A 16,539-nucleotide genomic window follows, 5' to 3' on the forward strand; every position below is an offset into this window, starting at 1 on the left:
CGTGATCGGGGAAGTGACCGCGATCCAGAAGATCCGGATGCTGTACCTCCAGCTGCTGTACCGCTGCAACTTCGAATGCGACCACTGCTTCCACGGCAAGAGGCTCCAGCACGCCGACGCCTTCACCGTCGAGCAGGCCGTCAGCCTTCTCACCCTGATGCGCGAGCAGTACGGCACTGAGGCCGTCACCCTGCTCGGCGGGGAGCCGTTCGTCTACAAGGACCTCGCCCAGGTCGTCCGGCACGCCAAGGAGGAACTGGGCCAGCAGGTCGAGATCTGCACCAACGGGTACCGGATCGAGCGCCGCCTGACCGAGATCGCTCCCCACCTGGACCTGCTGCGCGTCTCCTTGGAAGGGATCGGCTCGACCAACGACCGTATCCGCAAGGTCGGCAGCTATGAGAGCGCGCTCGAATCCCTGGCCCTCGCCCGACGACTCGGTGTCCCCACCGGAGTGACCATGACGGTCACCTCCCAGAACATCAACGAAGTGCTGCCCCTGGCACGTACCCTCACGCACTTCGGGGTGCGTCAGCTGAAGCTTCACCACCTGCGTGCGGTCGGCAACGCCGCGGAACATCCGGAACTGCTGATCACCGACCCGACCGCCTACAGCAGGCTCCGTGAGCAGCTCCATACCGCTGAACTGTTCATCGAGGTCATCGTCGACGAGGACCTGTCCGAGCACGGCGCCCCTGAGATCTGCGCGCCGGCCGACGGCCCGCGTGAGATCGAACGGATCGAGGCCGACCCGCGCGGCGCGCTCACCATGTCCTGCAAGGCCGTCGGCAAGGACTCGCACGCGTTCTGGTACGAGAAGTCCGCGAACCGCATCGTCCACCGGCCCTCCACCATGGACGAGCTCACGCTCGCGGTGCCGGACGTGGTGTACGCCCGTGCCTGACCACCCACTCTTCGAGAGCCTCGAAGGCTTACGAGGCACCGGTAAGTCGACCATCGCCCCGATGCTGGCCGAGGCCCGCCAGGCCGTCCTCCTCGCCACCGTGCCACCCGTCTTCCAGCCCCTGAGGCATGAGATGGACAAACGGAGGAATGTCGAGGCACGGATGTGCTTCTACCTCTCCGCGCTGTTCACCGCTGCCGACGAGATACGGCGCCACCTGACGGCCGGCGTCCCGGTCGTCGTGGAGAGCTATTTCGCCCGTTGCATGGCCAACCACCGCGCCCTCGGCGCCGGTCTCGGCATCACCTTGCCGCCCACCCTGCCCCAGCCCGTCACCTACCACCTTGTCTGCGCCGAGGGCGAGCGCCATCGCCGCCTCGCCGCGCGCTACAAGCCGGTCTCCCACTGGGACGCCCTCGTCGAGACCGTCACGGACCAGGTGACCGACGCTTACGCCCCGTTCCCGATGCATCGCGTGGACACCACGGACCTCAGCCCCGACGAGGTCCTCCAGGCGATCGTCGCCACCGACACGCAAGGAGCACACTCCCGTGCAGACACAGAGCCTGTGGGAGCACACCCTCACCTTCTTCCCCCAGTTCCTCGCCACGCTGAAAGAACGGGTCGCCCCTGACGCCACCGTCGCGGTCGTCGGCGCGAGCGACGGCAAGTTCGTCCTGCCGCTCGCCGCCGCCGGATATCGCGTCATCGCCATCGAACGCGACGCGCTCGTCCTTCACGGTGGCGAGATCAGCCTCCCGGGTGACAATCACACCCACGCGAGGGGCCTGATCGACCGGCTCAAGCTGGAAGAGCTCTACGACAAAGTGCGCGTAGTGGAAGAAGACTTCCTTCAGGGCGATCCCCTGAACATCTCATGCGACGCGATCTGGACGAGCTGTTCGTGGCACTACAGTGCCAACCATCACCGCCCGCTCGCCGAGTTCGTCGACCGTATGCAGCGTCTGGTCCGTCCCGGTGGTGTGTTCGGCGCGGAGTTCATGATGCCCGTCGAGAAGCGCCACCACCTGGTCGAGCACTACACCTCCCCCGAACGCCTGCGACACCACTTCATCGGCGACTGGGACGTGCTGCTGACCCTGCGCACGAACGAGTTCACCGAGCGAGCACACATCGGCCAGCCCCAGGATCACACCCACCGCATGGGCCTCCTCCTCGCGGCCCGTACGCCCACCCTCTCCCGCGCACTAGGAAAGAAGGACTCATGAAGCACGAGTACGAGGCGAAGTTCCTGGCCGTCGATGTCACCGGCCTCCAGGCCAAGCTCACCACCCTCGGCGCCGTCCAGGCGTTCCCGCGCACCCTCCTCACCCGCAAGATCTTCGAGAACGACGCCCTCGATGGCGGCGCGTGGCTCCGCCTGCGGGACGAGGGCACCCGCTCGACGCTCACGCTCAAGCGGGTCACCGATGCCACGACGATCGACGGCACGACCGAGGTCGAGACCGAGGTCACCGACCTGCACGCCATGGCCGACATCCTCCGCCACCTCGGTCTGACCGAGGTCCGCTATCAGGAGAACTACCGCGAGGAGTGGCGCCTGGGTGAGGTCGCCTTCGACTTCGACACCTGGCCCGACCTCCCCACCTTCCTGGAGATCGAGGGCCCCGACGAGGCGTCGGTCCGGCAGGCGGCGGCCCTGCTAGACCTCGACTACTCCGAGGCCCGGTTCGGCAGCGTCGACGAGATCTACAAGCGCGAGGCGGGCCGCGACATCCTCGCTGAGCCCACCCTCCTCTTCGCCGCCGCCGAAAAGCACGAGATCCCCTCCGCGACGGTCCGAGGCCGTTGATCCCGGAGGTGGACAAGTGATGCTTACCGAACTCGCCTTACCGCACAGGGTGATCCCCGGGATCGCCGATTTCGCCCGCGGCGGTCTCCCCGCGCCAGCGGCCACGGACGACGCCAACAAGTGGGTGAACGGCTCCTGCTGGCTTTACTGCGGACAGCAATGGACGCGTGTCATGTGGATTGGCCCCGCAAGCGTCGCCGGTGCGCAGGCACCCATGTACGCCTGCGGGCCCTGCGTCCGTGTGCTCCAGGAACGGGTCTGGCAGTTTATCCTCAGCAAGGATGAACTGGCTCGGCCTGACCGGCCGAGCGAGACCCGTGTGTTGGAACCACCCTCCGCACGGCGTACCGGTCGACATCGGGGCCAAAGCAGGTTCCTCCGCCGACGTTAAGCCCCCCTGGCCACTGGACAGCCCGGCCCAAGTCGCGTTGTTCTTGGCGAGGACGCGATCACAGCGGCCACGGAGGGCCGGTTCCTCCTTCCCGGAGGCCCGCTCGCGCTGCTCCTCGCCGAGCGGCTGATGCGGCTGGCATTTGGACAGGACCTGATCGGCCGGCCGCGTCGTATGCGCCAGGCGTTGCCCGTCCTCGACTTCGGGCGGGGACGGGCACCACTCGCCCCCTTATCCATGTCGACAGGGCGGATGCCACCGCTGGTTCGCCGCCTCCGCCTGCGACACCCTCGGCGCGGCGGGGCCCGCCACCCGTAGGCGGGCGCCAACCCCGCCGGAGGCTACGGCTCCGGGGTGACGTAGTACGCCGCAAAGGCCGCCAGGATCTCGGCCTCGCCGATGTGGCCGTCGCCGTCCGCGTCCAGGGCCGTGGCGACCGCGTCGCAGCGCGAGGGCTCGACGCCGAGGACGCGGAGGACTCGGGCCGCGTTGGCCGGGGTGACCCCGGCGCCGTCCTCGTCGGCGATGGCGACCACCGCGTGCAGGAAGGGCCTGGCGATCTCGGCGAAGCGGTGCGGGTTGTCGCGCAGCCGCTTCACCGCGCCGTCGACGAACTCCTGGCGATTGACGCGCTGGTCGCCGTCCACGTCCGCGATCCCCGCCATGCCCTGCCAGAACGCCTCCGCGCCCGAATAGAGGGCCTGCCCCTTGTCGGAGCGTGCGGTCGTGCCGAACTCGGCGAGCAGCGCCGCCGCTGCCCTGCTGAAGTCCTCACGGTCGATGTAGCCGTTGCCGTCCTGGTCGAACTCCGCGAACCGGTGGGCGATCTTGCGCTCGTACTCTGCGCTGTCCATGCGGGGAGGGTACGACGTGGGAGCCGCTTCGCGCTCCCGTTACGCGGAGAGGGGCTCCGCCTCCTCGTCGACGGCCGCGGTCACGTCCTCGTACACCTCGAACAGCCGGCGCACCCCCAGCGCGGCCAGCACCCGGTTCACATGCGAGCCCTCGACGGCGCCGCGGGCCGGGAGGATCAGCCGCAGCCGGCCCCGGCAGGAGCGCATCAGCCTGCGGGTCGATATGAGCACGCCGACGCCGCTGGAGTCGCAGAACAGCACCCCGGACAGGTCGAGGACCAGGTCCCGGCGGCCCATGGCGACCGCGTCATGGATCCGGCGGCGGACAACGGGCGAGCTGACCAGGTCGAGCTCGCCCCGTACGTGCAGCACGGTCCAGGCGCCCTGCTTGCCCTGTTCGACGTCGAGCATCACACATCCCGCGATCCGGAGGCTTGCCTTCCCAGCCGCCGCTGCCCAGCCACCGCGGCCTCAAACCCTTGCTGACGTACTTGCCGCAAAGGGGCGTGCGCCGGTGGCGCGGGCCACTACATTCGATGAGGACGAGGGCAGCAGGAGCAGGAGCGAGACACGCGGAGGGTTGGGGAGCGCCGGATGGCCAAGGACACACCACCCCGCTGGGACCGCAGGATGCAGCAGCGGCTGGCGCGGGGCGAGGCCGCCGCGCTCGGCGAGCTGTACGACCGGTTCGCCTCCCTCGTGCACAACCAGGCCTACCGGGTCCTCGACGACGACGACGCGGCCGACCAGGTCACCCGTGAAGTCTTCGGCTACGTCTGGGAGAACCCGGACGCCTACGACACCAAGCAGGGCTCCATGCGCGCCTGGATGGCCCGGCTCACCCACCGCCAGGCCCTGCACCGGCTGCGCGAGCAGGAGGCGGCGGCCCAGTCGGCGAGCGGCGCGGGATCGGCGGAGGAGCTGGAGCAGAAGATGCGCCGGGCGTCCGTCGCCGCCCGCGCCGACTACATCGTGACGTCGATGCCGGCGCCGCTGCGGGCCGCGCTGGAGCTCGCGTACCACCAGCGCAGGGACTACCGGCAGACCGCGGCGGACCTCGGCGTCACCGAGGACGAGGCACGGCGGCGGCTCAGGCTCGGCCTCCAGCTGCTGTCCACGGCCAACACCCGCGCACTCGTCGAGGGCGCGCCGCCGCCCGGATCCGGGCGCACGCCATGAACGGACCGCTGGGCGGCGGGCACGGCCCGGGCCCCGACGAGCCTTCGGAGCAGGGGCCGGGGGCCGCGCCGCGCATACCGGGACCGCGGGCGGCGGGTGACGACCTGTCGCCCCCGCCGGTGCTGCCCGACCCCGTACGGCCCGACCCCGTGCGGCCGGACTCCGTGCGGCCGGACCCCGTACGACAGGTCGGCCCCGTACGACCGGACCCCGTACGACAGGTCGGCCCCGTACGACCGGACCCCGTGCCGTCGGGCCAGGGGCCGTCCGGTGAGCCGGCCGCCGTCGGCCGGATGCCCCACGGCGTCCTGAAGTCCCTGCTCGGCGCATGGGCGCTGGCGGCCTGCTCGGCCGAGGAGACCACGGCGGTCGAGGAGCACCTCACCGAGTGCGCCCCGTGCGCGGACGAGGCGCTGCGGCTGCGCGACGCGGTCGCCCTGCTGCACGCGGACCGCGATCTGGACCTGGACCCGCTGCTGCGCTCCCGCGTGCTGGAGAACTGCCTGGGGCGCCGGCCCGCCCGTATCCCGATCCCCGCCTGGGCGACTCCGTACGACGCGGAGACGGCGCGGCTCGACGCGCTGCTGCGGGACATCGGCGACTCGGAGTGGCACACGCCGCTGCGGCTGAGGTGGTTCGACGGACAGGAGGCGGTGAGCCGCAAGACGACCGTCGCGGGCGTCATCGGCCATCTGATGTCCGTGGACGGGCTGGTCGCGTCGGCCCTCGGCCTCCAGGACCCGGCGGGCGAGGACGCGCCGCGCTCCCCGTCCGTGCGCACGGACCAGTACTGGCGCTCCACCCACTTCCCGCCGACCCGGCGGATCCGCGCGCCGTGGCGCGACCAGAGCCACGCGCTGGTGCGGACCGTGTCGTTCGCGGGCCGCGGGGTCTCCGAGCTGTCGGTGTCGTACGGCGACTTCGCGCTGCCGCTGCGGGACTCGCTGCTCGACCGGGCCTTCGAGTGCTGGGTGCACGCGGACGACATCGCGAACGCGGTGTCGTATCCGTACGACCCGCCGAGCCCCACGCATCTGCACCACATGATCGACCTCGCGGCCCGGCTGCTGCCCGCGGCGCTGGCCGCCCGGCGCCGTGCCGGTCTGGCGGGGCCGGCCCGCCATCTGGTCGCGGCGGGTTCCCCGGGCCGCTCGCTCCATCTGGAGGTCGAGGGCGCGGGCGGCGGCCACTGGTACATCGCGCTGGACTCCCCGGCCGCCCTCGGCGACCCGGCTCGCGCGGTGGCCCAGGTCGCCCTCGACTCCGTCGAGTTCTGCCAGCTCGTCGCGGGTCATGTCTCCCCGGTCGAGGCCGCGGCGGGCCAGGACGGCGACCGCGAGGCCATCCGCGACGTGCTCTTCGCGGCGGCTTCGCTGTCGCGTCTGTGACGGGCCCCTACGCGAAGACCACCGTGCGGCGGCCGTTCAGCAGGATGCGGTGCTCCGCGTGCCACTTCACCGCGCGCGCGAGCGCCTGGCACTCCACATCGCGCCCGACCGCCACGAGCTGGTCCGGCGTCACCTCGTGCCCCACCCGCTCGACCTCCTGCTCGATGATCGGGCCCTCGTCGAGGTCGGCCGTCACGTAGTGGGCGGTCGCGCCGATCAGCTTCACCCCGCGCGCGTGCGCCTGGTGGTAGGGCTTGGCACCCTTGAAGCTCGGCAGGAAGGAGTGGTGGATGTTGATGATCCGGCCGCTCAGCTGCTTGCACAGATCGTCCGACAGCACCTGCATGTAGCGGGCGAGGACGACCAGCTCGACGTTCTCCTCGCGCACCAGCTCCAGCAGCTCCGCCTCCGCCTGCGGCTTCGCGTCCTTCGTCACCGGGATGTGGCGGAAGGGGATGCCGTACGAGCCGACGAGCTCGGCGAAGTCGGTGTGGTTGGAGACGACGGCCGCGATGTCGACCGGCAGCGCGCCGATCCTGGAGCGGAAGAGGAGATCGTTCAGGCAGTGGCCGAACTTGCTGACCATCAGCACCACCCGCATCCGCTCGTCGGCGCGGTGGAGCTGCCAGTCCATCTGGAACGAGTCGCCGACGGCGGCGAAGCTGGCCCGCAGCTTCTCCACGGTCACGGGAGCCTCGGCCGAGAAGTGCACCCGCATGAAGAACAGACCCGTGTCCCGGTCTCCGAACTGCTGACTGTCCTCGATGTTGCAGCCGGTGATGAAGAGGTAGCTGGAGACGGCGTGCACAATGCCCTGCTTGTCCGGGCACGAGAGCGTGAGGACGTACTGGTCGGTCATCCTCGTAGGGTGCCACACCCCACGGGGACCGGCGGAGCCGTGTCCGTCAGGCGGACCGGGTCAGGATCCGCAGTACTTCCAGCGTCCGCGGCGCCGCGTCCGGGTCCTCCCCGTCGTTCGCCGCAAGCCGCACATGGGCCTCGCGCGCGGCCCGTACCGCCTCCGGCCAGCCGTGGTGCTCCATGTACGCCGACACCGGGGCGTCCGCGCCGACCTGGTGCATGATCCGCAGCACCCGCAGCACCGCGACGTCGACGAGAGCCGCCTCGCCCGAGTCCCGGAAGATCGTCCCGACGTACTTCTCGGCGGACCAGCTGTCCAGCCAGGTGTCCTCGACCAGCCGGTAGACGGCGTCGGTGACATCGCCGTACCCCTCGTGGCCCGCGAGCCAGGTCTCCTGATGGAAGACGGGGTCGGAAAGCATGTGCAGCGCCGAGCGCACGTTCAGGCGCCAGCGCCACCAGGGCATGTCATTGACAGGCATGCCGCCCATGGTGGAGGAGGGACGGCCGCGGCGGGAAGAGTTCATTGACGTTCACCTCGTGAGCTCGGTCCTTGTGAGCTCGCAGCTTGCGGAGGTCGATCGTACGTTCCCCACAAACCCGCGTTCTCCAGCCCCCGTAATTCACCCTCCCGTCACCGTTCGTTGAAGTTCCCACACTCCAGCGTTACCCGCGAAGCGGAAATGTGCGGTGGCATGACCGGATGGCGACGTTCCTCCTCCCCGCACTCCCTGCACTCCCTGCACTCCCTCAGGACCGCGGCGACCGCCGCCGTGTGCACGGCCACGGTTGCGGCGTCGCTGTCGGGGTGCGGCGTACTCCCCGGAACGACGGGCGGCTCCCGGGCACCCGTCACCGTGATGACCTTCGCGCCCGACGAGACCAAGGCGACCAACATGCCGGGCATGCCCGCCATGGCGCAGGCATTCGCCCGGTACGTCAACTCGCGCGGCGGCATCGACGGGCACCAGCTGCGCGTCCTGACCTGCAACGAGCGCAACACCAGCTCCGGCGCCGCGGCATGCGCCCGGCGCGCGGTCCGCGAGAACTCGATCGCCGTCGTCGGCTCGTACAGCCAGCACGGCCGGGCCTTCATGGCACCGCTCGAGGCGGCGGGCATCCCGTACATAGGCGGCTACGGGATCTCCGACGAGGAGTTCACCAGCTACCTCTCCTACCCCGTCAACGGCGGCCAGGCCGCGCTGCTCGCCGGCAACGGCCGGCAGCTGGCGGACGGCTGCCGCAAGGTCTCGCTGGTACGGCCGGACACGGTCGCCGGCGACGACCTGCCCGTGCTGCTGAACGCGGGGCTCGCCGAGGGCAACCGGAAGGCGTCGTCCGACATCAAGGCCGCCGAGGACTCGACCGAGTACTCGGCCAAGGCCGAGGAGGCGCTGGACGACGCGGGCGACGAGAACGGCTGTGTGACGGCGGTGCTCGGTGAACGGACCGAGACGTTCTTCGACTCCTTCCGGCGACTGCGGGAGGAGAGCGGCGGCGACGTCCGGGTCTCCTCCGTCCTCAGCTCCGTCGACCAGCCCCTCATCGACCGCACGGGCGGGGCGAGCGGCCCCTTCGAGGGCGCGCTGATGACCGGCTGGTACCCGAACGCCGGCGACGAACGGTGGGGGACGATGCGGAACGTGATCCGGGAGCACGCGTTCGGCGACAACCGGATCGACGCCGCGGACGCCGGTGTGCAGACGACATGGATCGCCTACACCGTGCTGAAGAAGGTCATCGAGACCCTCGACCGCCCCGAGATCACCTCCGGCGCCGTCACCCACGCCCTCGACACCGGCGTCCGCGTCGACACCGGCGGCCTGACCCCGTCCCTCCGCTGGCGCTACGCGGACATGCTGGGCACCCAGGACTTCCCGCGCGTGGTCAACCGCGGCGTGACGTTCCAGGTGGTCCGCGACGGCCGTCTGGTGGCACAGCGCGAGGGCTTCGTGAACGTGACCAGCACGATGCGGAACGCGCAGTCGGTGTAACGCCCCCGGCGGGGGGTGCGGTTGGCCGTGCGGTGTTGCCGCGTGTTGGGTTGGTGCCCGGTGTTTTTGTCCTCAAGCGCCGGACGGGCTGGGTGTGTTGGGGTTGCCCGGTGGCGGGTGGTTGCCGTCCGGGTGGCGCTGCGGGGCTCGTGTCCGGGACGGCATGCTGTGCTTTTCCGGGGGACACCCCCGGACCCCCGTACGGCACGCCGCCCGGGGTTGTGCAGGTGCCGTGCGTGTTGCGTGCCACAAATCACGCTTGAGTGTCCCGAACCCGACCCCTCCGCGCCCCCCGGACCAGGTCACCGGCCGTAGCCGACCCCGGTGGTCGGGTTTGTGGGCAGGCGTTCCGCAGGGGGCCCCAGGACGAAGTCCTAGGGGAAGGAACAGGTGGGCACAAACCACCCACCGGCCCGCAGGCCGGACGCCCCGCGCAAGGGGCCGGTGGGGCCGGGCCCCGTCAGAGCTGGGTGGCGCCGCGCTTCAGGAGGCCGTAGTCGGCCGCGATCGCGTTCCAGAGGGTCGACGCCTCACGCTTCGCCGTCGTCGCGTCGCCGCTCGCCCGGTTCCCCTGGGCCGTCTTGTTGGTCTGGCGGGCCGTGCCACCGGGGCAGCCCTTCTTGCCCTTGGTCTGGACGGCCCACTCCGCGTAGTAATCGTCTGCCGAGGCGGACGCCTTCCAGGCCCGGTTCAGCGCGTCGGTGAGCGCCGCGTGGTCCGGGAGCTCGTCGACGCTCAGGCCCGCCAGGCGGGTCACGAGGCCGCGGCGCTGCTCGGCGGCGTCGCGCAGGTCCGCCGCGGCCTGGTCCAGGTTCTTGCAGCTCTTGATCGACTCGACGGAGCGGATCACCGCGGCGCGGCTGTCGTTGCTGTCGGCGAGCAGCTTGTCGAGCGCCTCGGCCTGCGCCTTCGCCGGGTCGGCGGCGCCGTCGCCCGACGTGTCCGGTGCCGGCGAGTCCGCGGCGGCGACGGCCTGGTCGCCGGCCGGGGCTTTCTCGTCGTCGCCGCCGAACATCAGCGCGCTCGCGCCGAGTCCGAGCACGGCGCACCCGACCACGACCGCGACGATCAGCGGCATCCGCGAGGAGCGCCGCTCGGGCGTGTACGACTGCTGCGGCTGCACCGCCGACGGAGTGGACGGCGTGTACGACTGCTGCGGCTGCACCGCCGACGGAGCGGACGGCGTGTACGCGGCGGACGGCGCCGGCGGCACGGGCGGCAGGTACTGCGTGGACGCCGCGGCGGCCTCCGGCGCACCGCCGGCGTCGCTGCGGAAGAGGTTGTCGAACTCCGCGGGCGGCTGCCGGTCGCCCGGCGCGCCGGGCCGGATCCCGTACGGAGACCCGGGCGGCACCGGCGGAAGGTACTGGGTGGCCTCGGCGTCGCCGCCGGCGGGCGGCGCCGCGGCCGCGGGCCGCATCCCGAGGAACTGGGTCGACTCGGCGGGGTTCTCCGGCGGCAGCGCCCCGGGACCGCCGTGCGGAACGGGCGCGATGTACTGCGTGGCGTCGGCGTCGCCCGGCGCCGCCGGGTGGGCCTGCACCGGCACCGGGTGGGCCTGCACCGGCGGCAGCGGCTGCGCGGCGGGCGGCTGCTGCCCGTACTGGGCGTACTGGCCGGGCAGTTGGGCCGTCGCCCCGCCGTCGTACGGCGGCAGCGGCTGGGCGTACGGCGAGTGCTGCCCCGGGTCCGGAAGCGGCTGGGACTGCGGCATCGGCTGCTGGGGCAGCTGCTGCTGCGCGCCCTGCTCGGGCCCCCAGGGCGCACCCCAGGGCGCCCCGCCCGCCGGAGCGACCTGCTCCTCGCTCACTCCGGGTATCCAGGGCCCACTGCCGTCCGCGGGCAGCACGACACCTTCGTGGGCGGGCCGCGCCGCCGGAAGCCGCGTCTCGTCACCCTGTCCGCTGTGCGTCACCGGGACTCCTACACGTAAACCTACGGAATCGTCGGTTCACGCTACCGGGTGTACGAACGCCTCCGCACACCCTGTGGCCCCCGTAACACGAACGCGGCCCGGAACGCTGTTCCTACGCCGCCGCCTGGACCTCCACGCGAGCGCTGAACTCCCGGACCGCGGGCTCCGCCGCGTACGGCTCCAGCCGCTGCTGGAGGTCCTCCAGATACTCCGCGCCACGGCTCGACCGGAGCGTCCCCAGCAGCTCGACCGCCCGGGTGCCCGTGTGGCAGGCCGCCTCCACCTCGCGCTGCTGGACCTGGGCCGTCGCCAGCAGCACCAGACCGATCGCGCGGCGGCGCGCCCGGGACTCCGGGTGGCCGTCGAGCGAGTCGGCGGCGCACCGGGCCGCCGCCTCTGACTCGCCCAGGTCGCGGTGGCAGTGCGCGAGCTCGTCGGCGAGATACGCCTGGTCGAAATGGGCGATCCAGGAGGGATCGTCCCCGGAGTCCGGGTCGGCCCGGTCCAGCGCCGCCAGCGCCTTCCCGGCGACCTCGTGGCAGGCCCGTGCGTCGCCCAGCAGCGCATGGCCGCGCGCCTCGGCCGCGTGGAACATGGCCTGCGCCCGCGGCGTCACCCGCCCCCGCGCGCCCTCCTGCGCCGCCCGTGCCAGCTGCGCGATCTCCCGGGGGTTGCCGAGCTGCGCCGCGAGGTGGCTCATGGAGGCGGCCAGCACATAGCCCCCGTACGCCCGGTCGTCGGCCGCCTGCGCGAGGCGCAGCGCCTGGATGTAGTAGCGCTGGGCGAGTCCCGGCTGGCCGGTGTCCACCGCCATGTACCCCGCGAGCTCCGTGAGCCGGGCGACCGCCGCGAAGAGTTCACGGCCCACCGGTTCCCGGTACGAGCCCGAAAGCAGCCCGGACACCACGCTGTTGAGGTAGTGGACGACGACGGGCCGCACATGCCCGGATCCGAAGCGGTGGTCCAGCGCCTTGAGCGCCTCCGTCATCGCCCGGACCGCCTCGACGTCCGACGCCCCGACGCGCGCCCCGGCGGTCCGCTCCACCTGTGTGTCCGCCGCCGTGATCAGCCAGTCGCGGCTGGGCTCGACGAGCGCGGAGGCCGCGACCGTCGAGCCGGACAGGAAGTCGCGCCGGCCCACGTCGCTGCGCCACAGCTCGCAGACCTGCTCGATCGCCCCGAGCACGGTCGGCGCGAACTGGAGCCCGACGCCCGTCGCCAGGTTCTTCCCGTTGGCCATGCCGATCTCGTCGACCGTGACGGTGCGCCCCAACTTGCGGCCCAGCGCCTCGGCGATGATCCCCGGCGCCCGCCCGCGCGGCTGCTGGCCACGCAGCCACCGCGCCACGGACGTCTTGTCGTAGCGCAGATCGAGCCCGCGCTCCGCGCCGACCATGTTGACCCTGCGGGCCAGTCCGGCGTTGGAACACGCCGCTTCCTGGATGAGCGCCTGCAGCCGTTCGTTCGGCTGGCGGGCGACGAGTGGCCTCGCTGCCATGGATACCCCCTGCACCGGTCCCCACTGTTCGTGATCTTCCCTCGATCACTTCCCGGCGGTTGTCCGGAGAATGCCGATGAGCTCGGACGATTACGGGTGAATGCCGCTTCCCCGCTGGACGGGTGGGTCCGTACCCCCGTCGTCCGCCCGAAGGGCGGGCTCGGACCCACTCGTCCAGGGCTACCCTCCTGTCGCGCCGCCTCCGCACGCGCGCCCCCACCCGTGCACCCGTGCGCCCCGTTTGCAGGAACGATGGACCGCGCTCCGGCTCGTGCGCGCCCGTAACCCGTACTGGCGACGGGAGTTGAGCTCATCGTGGACGAGACCATGGAAGACGCCATCGAAGAGGCCACCGGCCTCCCGGAGTCCGTGCAGATCCCCCGGCAGCGCGGCGAGCAGCTGCTGGACAGCGCCGCGCGCTATGCGGAGGAGCGCCACTGGGACGTGTTCCCGGGCACCTGGCTGGAGGTCGTCGACCGCGTCGAGCGGTGCTCCTGCGGTGCGCCCGCGTGCGTGGCGCCGGGGGCGCACGCGGCCCGACCCGACTGGGCGAACCAGGCGACCGGCAGCGCCGCCGGCGCGCGCCGTATGTGGGCGAAGCAGCCGAAGGCGTCGATCCTGCTGCCCACGGGGCGGACCTTCGACGCGCTGGAGGTGCCCGAGTCCGCCGGATGTCTCGCGCTGGCCCGGATGGAGCGGATGGATCTCACCCTCGGCCCGGTGACCTGCACCCCGGACCGGCGGATGCTGTTCTTCGTGCTGCCGGGCGCGGCGCTGAAGGTCCCCGGTCTGGTGCGGAAGTTGGGCTGGTCGACCAGCTCGGTCGATCTGGTGGCGCGGGGCGACGGCCAGTACGTCGCGGCGCCGCCGACGCGCGTCGGCGGCCAGGGCGCGGTGCAGTGGGTGCGCAGGCCGACCGCGGCCAATCGCTGGCTGCCGGACGCGGAGGAGCTCATCAGCCCGCTCGCGTACGCCTGCGGGCGGGAGGCGGCCGCCCAGCGGGCACGCCGATCGTAGTGTTGCTCCCGTACAAACACGGGGACGACGGAAGGCGGCAGCACCATGCCGGACCAGACATCGGTTCACAGCGGCACAGACGGCCGAGGGGCGGGCGGCGCACCGGAGTCGGCGCCGCCCGCCGTCCGCGTCGAGGGGCTGTGGAAGCGGTTCGGTGAGCAGATCGCGGTCGCGGGCATCGATCTGACCCTTCCGGCGGGCCGGTTCATCGGCCTGGTCGGGCCGAACGGCGCCGGAAAGACGACGACGCTGTCGATGGTGACCGGGCTGCTCCGCCCGGACCAGGGGCGCGTCGAGGTCGCCGGTCACGACGTATGGCGGGACCCGGTCGAGGTCAAGGCCCTGATCGGCGTACTGCCCGAGGGGCTGCGGCTCTTCGAGCGGCTGTCGGGGCGCGAACTGCTCGCCTACACGGGCCGGCTGCGGGGGCTGCCGGGCGACGAGGTCGACAAGCGCGCCGCGCAGCTGCTCGACGTACTGGACCTGGCGGGGGCGCAGCACAAACTGGTCGTCGACTACTCGACCGGTATGCGCAAGAAGATCGGCCTGGCGGCGGCGCTGCTGCACAACCCCCGGGTGCTGTTCCTCGACGAACCGTTCGAGGGCGTCGACCCGGTCTCGGCACAGACGATCCGCGGCGTCCTCGAGCGGTACACCGCGTCCGGTGCGACGGTCGTCTTCTCCAGCCATGTGATGGAGCTGGTGGAGTCGCTGTGCGACTGGGTGGCGGTGATGGCGGCGGGCCGGATCCGGGCGCAGGGCACGCTGGAGGAGGTGCGCGGTTCGGCGCCGTCGCTCCAGAGCGCGTTCCTGGAGCTGGTCGGGGCGAATGGCCGTGACGCGGGCGAGTCGCTGGACTGGCTGGGCGGCGGTGCGCGATGAGCGGGTCGTTGACCTCCGTCGTCGTACGGCTGAAGCTGTCGCTGCTGGCCAACGGACTGCGCCAGTCGTCGGGGCGTACCGCGGCCTTTGTCGCCTCGGCGGTCGTGGCGCTGCTCTTCGCGGCGGGGCAGCTGGTGGGGCTGGTCCTGCTGCGCGGGGCGCAGAGCGCGGCCACGGTGGTGGTGCTGCTCATCGGGCTTGTGGCGCTGGGCTGGGCGTTCATGCCGCTGTTCTTCCCGAGCGGTGACGAGACGCTCGACCCGACCCGGCTGGTGATGCTGCCGCTGCGGCCGCGGCCGCTGGTCGCCGCGCTGCTGGTGGCCTCTGTGGTGGGCATCGGCCCGCTTTTCACGCTCTGTCTGGCGGTGGGCGGCGCGCTGGCGCTGGCGCACGGGGCGGTGGCGGTGCTGGTCGCGGTGGTGGCCGTGCCGCTGGCGCTGCTCGTATGCGTGGCGCTGGCGCGGGCGGTCGCCGCAGCCAACATCCGGCTGCTTACCTCGCGCCGGGGCCGGGACCTCGCGGTGCTCAGCGGTCTGGTGATCGCGGTGGGCATCCAGTTCGTGAACTTCGGCGCCCAGCGGCTGGGCAGGGCGGGCGGGCTGGAAGCGCTGGAGCCGGTGGCGCAGTGGGTGCGATGGGTACCGCCGGCGTCGGCGCTCGGGGCGGTCGACTCGGCCGGTTCCGGCGCGTACGGCACGGCGCTCGCACAGCTCGCGCTGTCCGCGGTGGCGCTCGGGGGGCTGCTGTACGCGTGGCAGCACAGCCTGACGCGGCTGATGACGGCCCCGGACGGTTCGACGCTCGCGGCCGCCTCGAAGCCGACGCGCGGGACGTCTTCGACGGGGCTGCACCGACTGCTGCCGGGCGGCCGCACGGGCACGGTCATGCAGCGCAGCCTGCGCTACGTCTGGCGGGACCCGAAGACCAAGGCGGCCTGGGTGACGGCGCTGGTCATCGGTCTGATCGTGCCGCTCTTCAACGCCCTTCAGGGCACCGGCTCGATCTACTTCGCCTGTTTCGCGTCCGGGATGCTCGGCATCCAGATGTACAACCAGTTCGGGCAGGACACCTCGGCGTTCTGGATGGTCGCCCAGACCATCTCCACGCCCCGTGACGCCTATCTGGAGCTGCGCGCCCGTGCGCTGGCGCTGCTGCTGATAACGCTCCCGTACACACTCCTGGTCACCGTCGCGACGGCGGCACTGCTGGGCAACTGGGCGGCGCTTCCGGAGGCCCTCGGGCTCGCGCTGGCGCTGCTGGGCGCGATGCTGGCGACGGGGGCGGTGGCGTCGGCACGGTTCCCGTACTCGATCCCGCAGGGCAGCGCGAAGAACGTCGCGCCGGGGCAGGGCGGTCTCGCCTGGATCTCCATCCTCGGCGGAATGATCGCCTCCGCCGTGCTGTGCGCACCGTTGATCGTGCTCACCGTCTGGCTGAACGCCACCGATGCCGAGTCGGCGCTGTGGACCCTACTGCCGATCGGGATCGCATACGGAGCTGTCGTGGCGTGGGGCGGGCTGCGGGTGGCCGCGCCGCAGACGGCGGGGCGCCTTCCGGAGATCCTCGCTGCGGTCAGCAAAGGCTGACGACGGGCCCGGGGCGCCTCGACCGGACGCCGGCCCCGGCGGGCGCCCGGTGGTTTCCAGTCGAAGGGGCGTACGGACCAGTGGTCCGGAATGGAACAACTTCCGGAAAGCAGCAGGTCAGCGCTTTGCTTCCGGCTGCACCACCCAGGAGCGTCCATATGCTGGACGACTCGCCATGCAGCCCACGCACCCCTTCCGAACAGCCCGAACGACCATTCGGTTCCTCTTTTGGATCGTGTGCGGCTGGAAACGGGTGA

16 protein-coding genes are annotated in these 16,539 nt (G+C 71.7%); 10 read left to right on the forward strand and 6 right to left on the reverse strand.

Annotated elements, in window-relative coordinates; genetic code table 11:
* Position 1: 1 nt before the first annotated feature.
* Genes KK483_RS14970 through KK483_RS14985 form a run of 4 tightly spaced genes read left to right on the forward strand, consistent with a single transcriptional unit; the run spans position 2 to position 2,717 of the window.
* Positions 2-904, forward strand: a complete 903-nt coding sequence (locus KK483_RS14970; protein WP_262005730.1) for a radical SAM protein — start codon at positions 2-4, stop codon at positions 902-904.
* Positions 897-1,538: a hypothetical protein gene (locus KK483_RS14975; protein ID WP_262005731.1), complete on the forward strand. Its 642-nt coding sequence runs from the start codon at positions 897-899 to the stop codon at positions 1,536-1,538. Before KK483_RS14970 ends, KK483_RS14975 begins: the two co-directional genes overlap by 8 nt.
* Complete coding sequence (locus KK483_RS14980; RefSeq protein ID WP_262005732.1) at positions 1,456-2,133, forward strand: class I SAM-dependent methyltransferase; 678 nt, start codon at positions 1,456-1,458, stop codon at positions 2,131-2,133. The genes KK483_RS14975 and KK483_RS14980 overlap by 83 nt, the downstream gene beginning before the upstream one ends.
* Positions 2,130-2,717 carry a class IV adenylate cyclase gene (locus tag KK483_RS14985; RefSeq protein WP_262005733.1) on the forward strand — a complete coding sequence of 196 codons (588 nt, stop codon included), beginning with the start codon at positions 2,130-2,132 and terminating at the stop codon, positions 2,715-2,717. The genes KK483_RS14980 and KK483_RS14985 overlap by 4 nt, the downstream gene beginning before the upstream one ends.
* Positions 2,718-3,449: 732 nt before the next feature.
* Here the strand turns inward: KK483_RS14985 and KK483_RS14990 are convergent.
* Both KK483_RS14990 and KK483_RS14995 read right to left on the reverse strand, forming a co-directional pair.
* Positions 3,450-3,962: an EF-hand domain-containing protein gene (locus KK483_RS14990; RefSeq protein WP_262005734.1), complete on the reverse strand. Its 513-nt coding sequence runs from the start codon at positions 3,960-3,962 to the stop codon at positions 3,450-3,452.
* A 39-nt stretch (positions 3,963-4,001) separates the two neighbouring features.
* Positions 4,002-4,373: an STAS domain-containing protein gene (locus KK483_RS14995; protein WP_262005735.1), complete on the reverse strand. Its 372-nt coding sequence runs from the start codon at positions 4,371-4,373 to the stop codon at positions 4,002-4,004.
* Between the two features lie 183 nt (positions 4,374-4,556).
* Here KK483_RS14995 and KK483_RS15000 point away from each other — a divergent pair, with 183 nt between their 5' ends.
* Entirely contained in the window at positions 4,557-5,141 is a 585-nt protein-coding gene (locus tag KK483_RS15000) for an RNA polymerase sigma factor (protein WP_262005736.1), read from the forward strand.
* A complete protein-coding gene (locus KK483_RS15005) occupies positions 5,138-6,529 on the forward strand; it encodes a maleylpyruvate isomerase N-terminal domain-containing protein (protein WP_262005737.1) in 1,392 nt (463 codons plus the stop codon). Before KK483_RS15000 ends, KK483_RS15005 begins: the two co-directional genes overlap by 4 nt.
* A gap of 7 nt (positions 6,530-6,536) precedes the next feature.
* Here the strand turns inward: KK483_RS15005 and purU are convergent, their stop codons facing one another.
* Complete coding sequence (purU, locus tag KK483_RS15010) at positions 6,537-7,388, reverse strand: formyltetrahydrofolate deformylase (protein WP_262005739.1); 852 nt, start codon at positions 7,386-7,388, stop codon at positions 6,537-6,539.
* A gap of 46 nt (positions 7,389-7,434) precedes the next feature.
* Complete coding sequence (locus tag KK483_RS15015; RefSeq protein ID WP_262009502.1) at positions 7,435-7,881, reverse strand: SCO4402 family protein; 447 nt, start codon at positions 7,879-7,881, stop codon at positions 7,435-7,437.
* 204 nt (positions 7,882-8,085) lie between these two features.
* Between KK483_RS15015 and KK483_RS15020 the strand changes: the two genes are divergently transcribed.
* Positions 8,086-9,384 (forward strand): ABC transporter substrate-binding protein, encoded by a 1,299-nt coding sequence (locus tag KK483_RS15020; protein WP_262005740.1) that lies wholly within the window; start codon positions 8,086-8,088, stop codon positions 9,382-9,384.
* A 460-nt stretch (positions 9,385-9,844) separates the two neighbouring features.
* Here KK483_RS15020 and KK483_RS15025 read toward each other — a convergent pair whose 3' ends face one another.
* On the reverse strand, positions 9,845-11,299 hold the full coding sequence (locus tag KK483_RS15025) for a hypothetical protein (protein WP_262005741.1): 1,455 nt from the start codon (positions 11,297-11,299) through the stop codon (positions 9,845-9,847).
* 112 nt (positions 11,300-11,411) lie between these two features.
* Positions 11,412-12,797: a transcriptional regulator gene (locus KK483_RS15030; protein WP_262005742.1), complete on the reverse strand. Its 1,386-nt coding sequence runs from the start codon at positions 12,795-12,797 to the stop codon at positions 11,412-11,414.
* A gap of 327 nt (positions 12,798-13,124) precedes the next feature.
* On the opposite strand from KK483_RS15030, the gene KK483_RS15035 reads away from it, so the two are divergent.
* The 3 genes from KK483_RS15035 to KK483_RS15045 are packed head-to-tail and all read left to right on the forward strand — an operon-like array spanning position 13,125 to position 16,282.
* Complete coding sequence (locus KK483_RS15035; RefSeq protein WP_262009504.1) at positions 13,125-13,814, forward strand: bifunctional DNA primase/polymerase; 690 nt, start codon at positions 13,125-13,127, stop codon at positions 13,812-13,814.
* A 45-nt stretch (positions 13,815-13,859) separates the two neighbouring features.
* The gene (locus KK483_RS15040; protein ID WP_262005743.1) at positions 13,860-14,696 is read left to right on the forward strand and encodes an ABC transporter ATP-binding protein; all 837 of its coding nucleotides are present in this window, start codon (positions 13,860-13,862) and stop codon (positions 14,694-14,696) included.
* Positions 14,693-16,282: a transporter gene (locus KK483_RS15045; RefSeq protein WP_262005744.1), complete on the forward strand. Its 1,590-nt coding sequence runs from the start codon at positions 14,693-14,695 to the stop codon at positions 16,280-16,282. The genes KK483_RS15040 and KK483_RS15045 overlap by 4 nt, the downstream gene beginning before the upstream one ends.
* Positions 16,283-16,539: the final 257 nt, after the last annotated feature.

The organism is Streptomyces sp. FIT100, assembly GCF_024584805.1.
Lineage (GTDB): Bacteria > Actinomycetota > Actinomycetes > Streptomycetales > Streptomycetaceae > Streptomyces.

Excerpts from the sequence above, each read along its gene's own strand:
- KK483_RS14985 (WP_262005733.1), top strand. The coding sequence starts at position 2,130 with ATGAAGCACGAGTACGAGGCGAAGTTCCTGGCCGTCGATGTCACCGGC.
- KK483_RS14990 (WP_262005734.1), bottom strand. The coding sequence starts at position 3,962 with ATGGACAGCGCAGAGTACGAGCGCAAGATCGCCCACCGGTTCGCGGAG.
- KK483_RS14995 (WP_262005735.1), bottom strand. The coding sequence starts at position 4,373 with ATGCTCGACGTCGAACAGGGCAAGCAGGGCGCCTGGACCGTGCTGCAC.
- KK483_RS15000 (WP_262005736.1), top strand. The coding sequence starts at position 4,557 with ATGGCCAAGGACACACCACCCCGCTGGGACCGCAGGATGCAGCAGCGG.
- KK483_RS15005 (WP_262005737.1), top strand. The coding sequence starts at position 5,138 with ATGAACGGACCGCTGGGCGGCGGGCACGGCCCGGGCCCCGACGAGCCT.
- purU (WP_262005739.1), bottom strand. The coding sequence starts at position 7,388 with ATGACCGACCAGTACGTCCTCACGCTCTCGTGCCCGGACAAGCAGGGC.
- KK483_RS15015 (WP_262009502.1), bottom strand. The coding sequence starts at position 7,881 with ATGGGCGGCATGCCTGTCAATGACATGCCCTGGTGGCGCTGGCGCCTG.
- KK483_RS15020 (WP_262005740.1), top strand. The coding sequence starts at position 8,086 with ATGACCGGATGGCGACGTTCCTCCTCCCCGCACTCCCTGCACTCCCTG.
- KK483_RS15030 (WP_262005742.1), bottom strand. The coding sequence starts at position 12,797 with ATGGCAGCGAGGCCACTCGTCGCCCGCCAGCCGAACGAACGGCTGCAG.
- KK483_RS15035 (WP_262009504.1), top strand. The coding sequence starts at position 13,125 with ATGGAAGACGCCATCGAAGAGGCCACCGGCCTCCCGGAGTCCGTGCAG.
- KK483_RS15040 (WP_262005743.1), top strand. The coding sequence starts at position 13,860 with ATGCCGGACCAGACATCGGTTCACAGCGGCACAGACGGCCGAGGGGCG.
- KK483_RS15045 (WP_262005744.1), top strand. The coding sequence starts at position 14,693 with ATGAGCGGGTCGTTGACCTCCGTCGTCGTACGGCTGAAGCTGTCGCTG.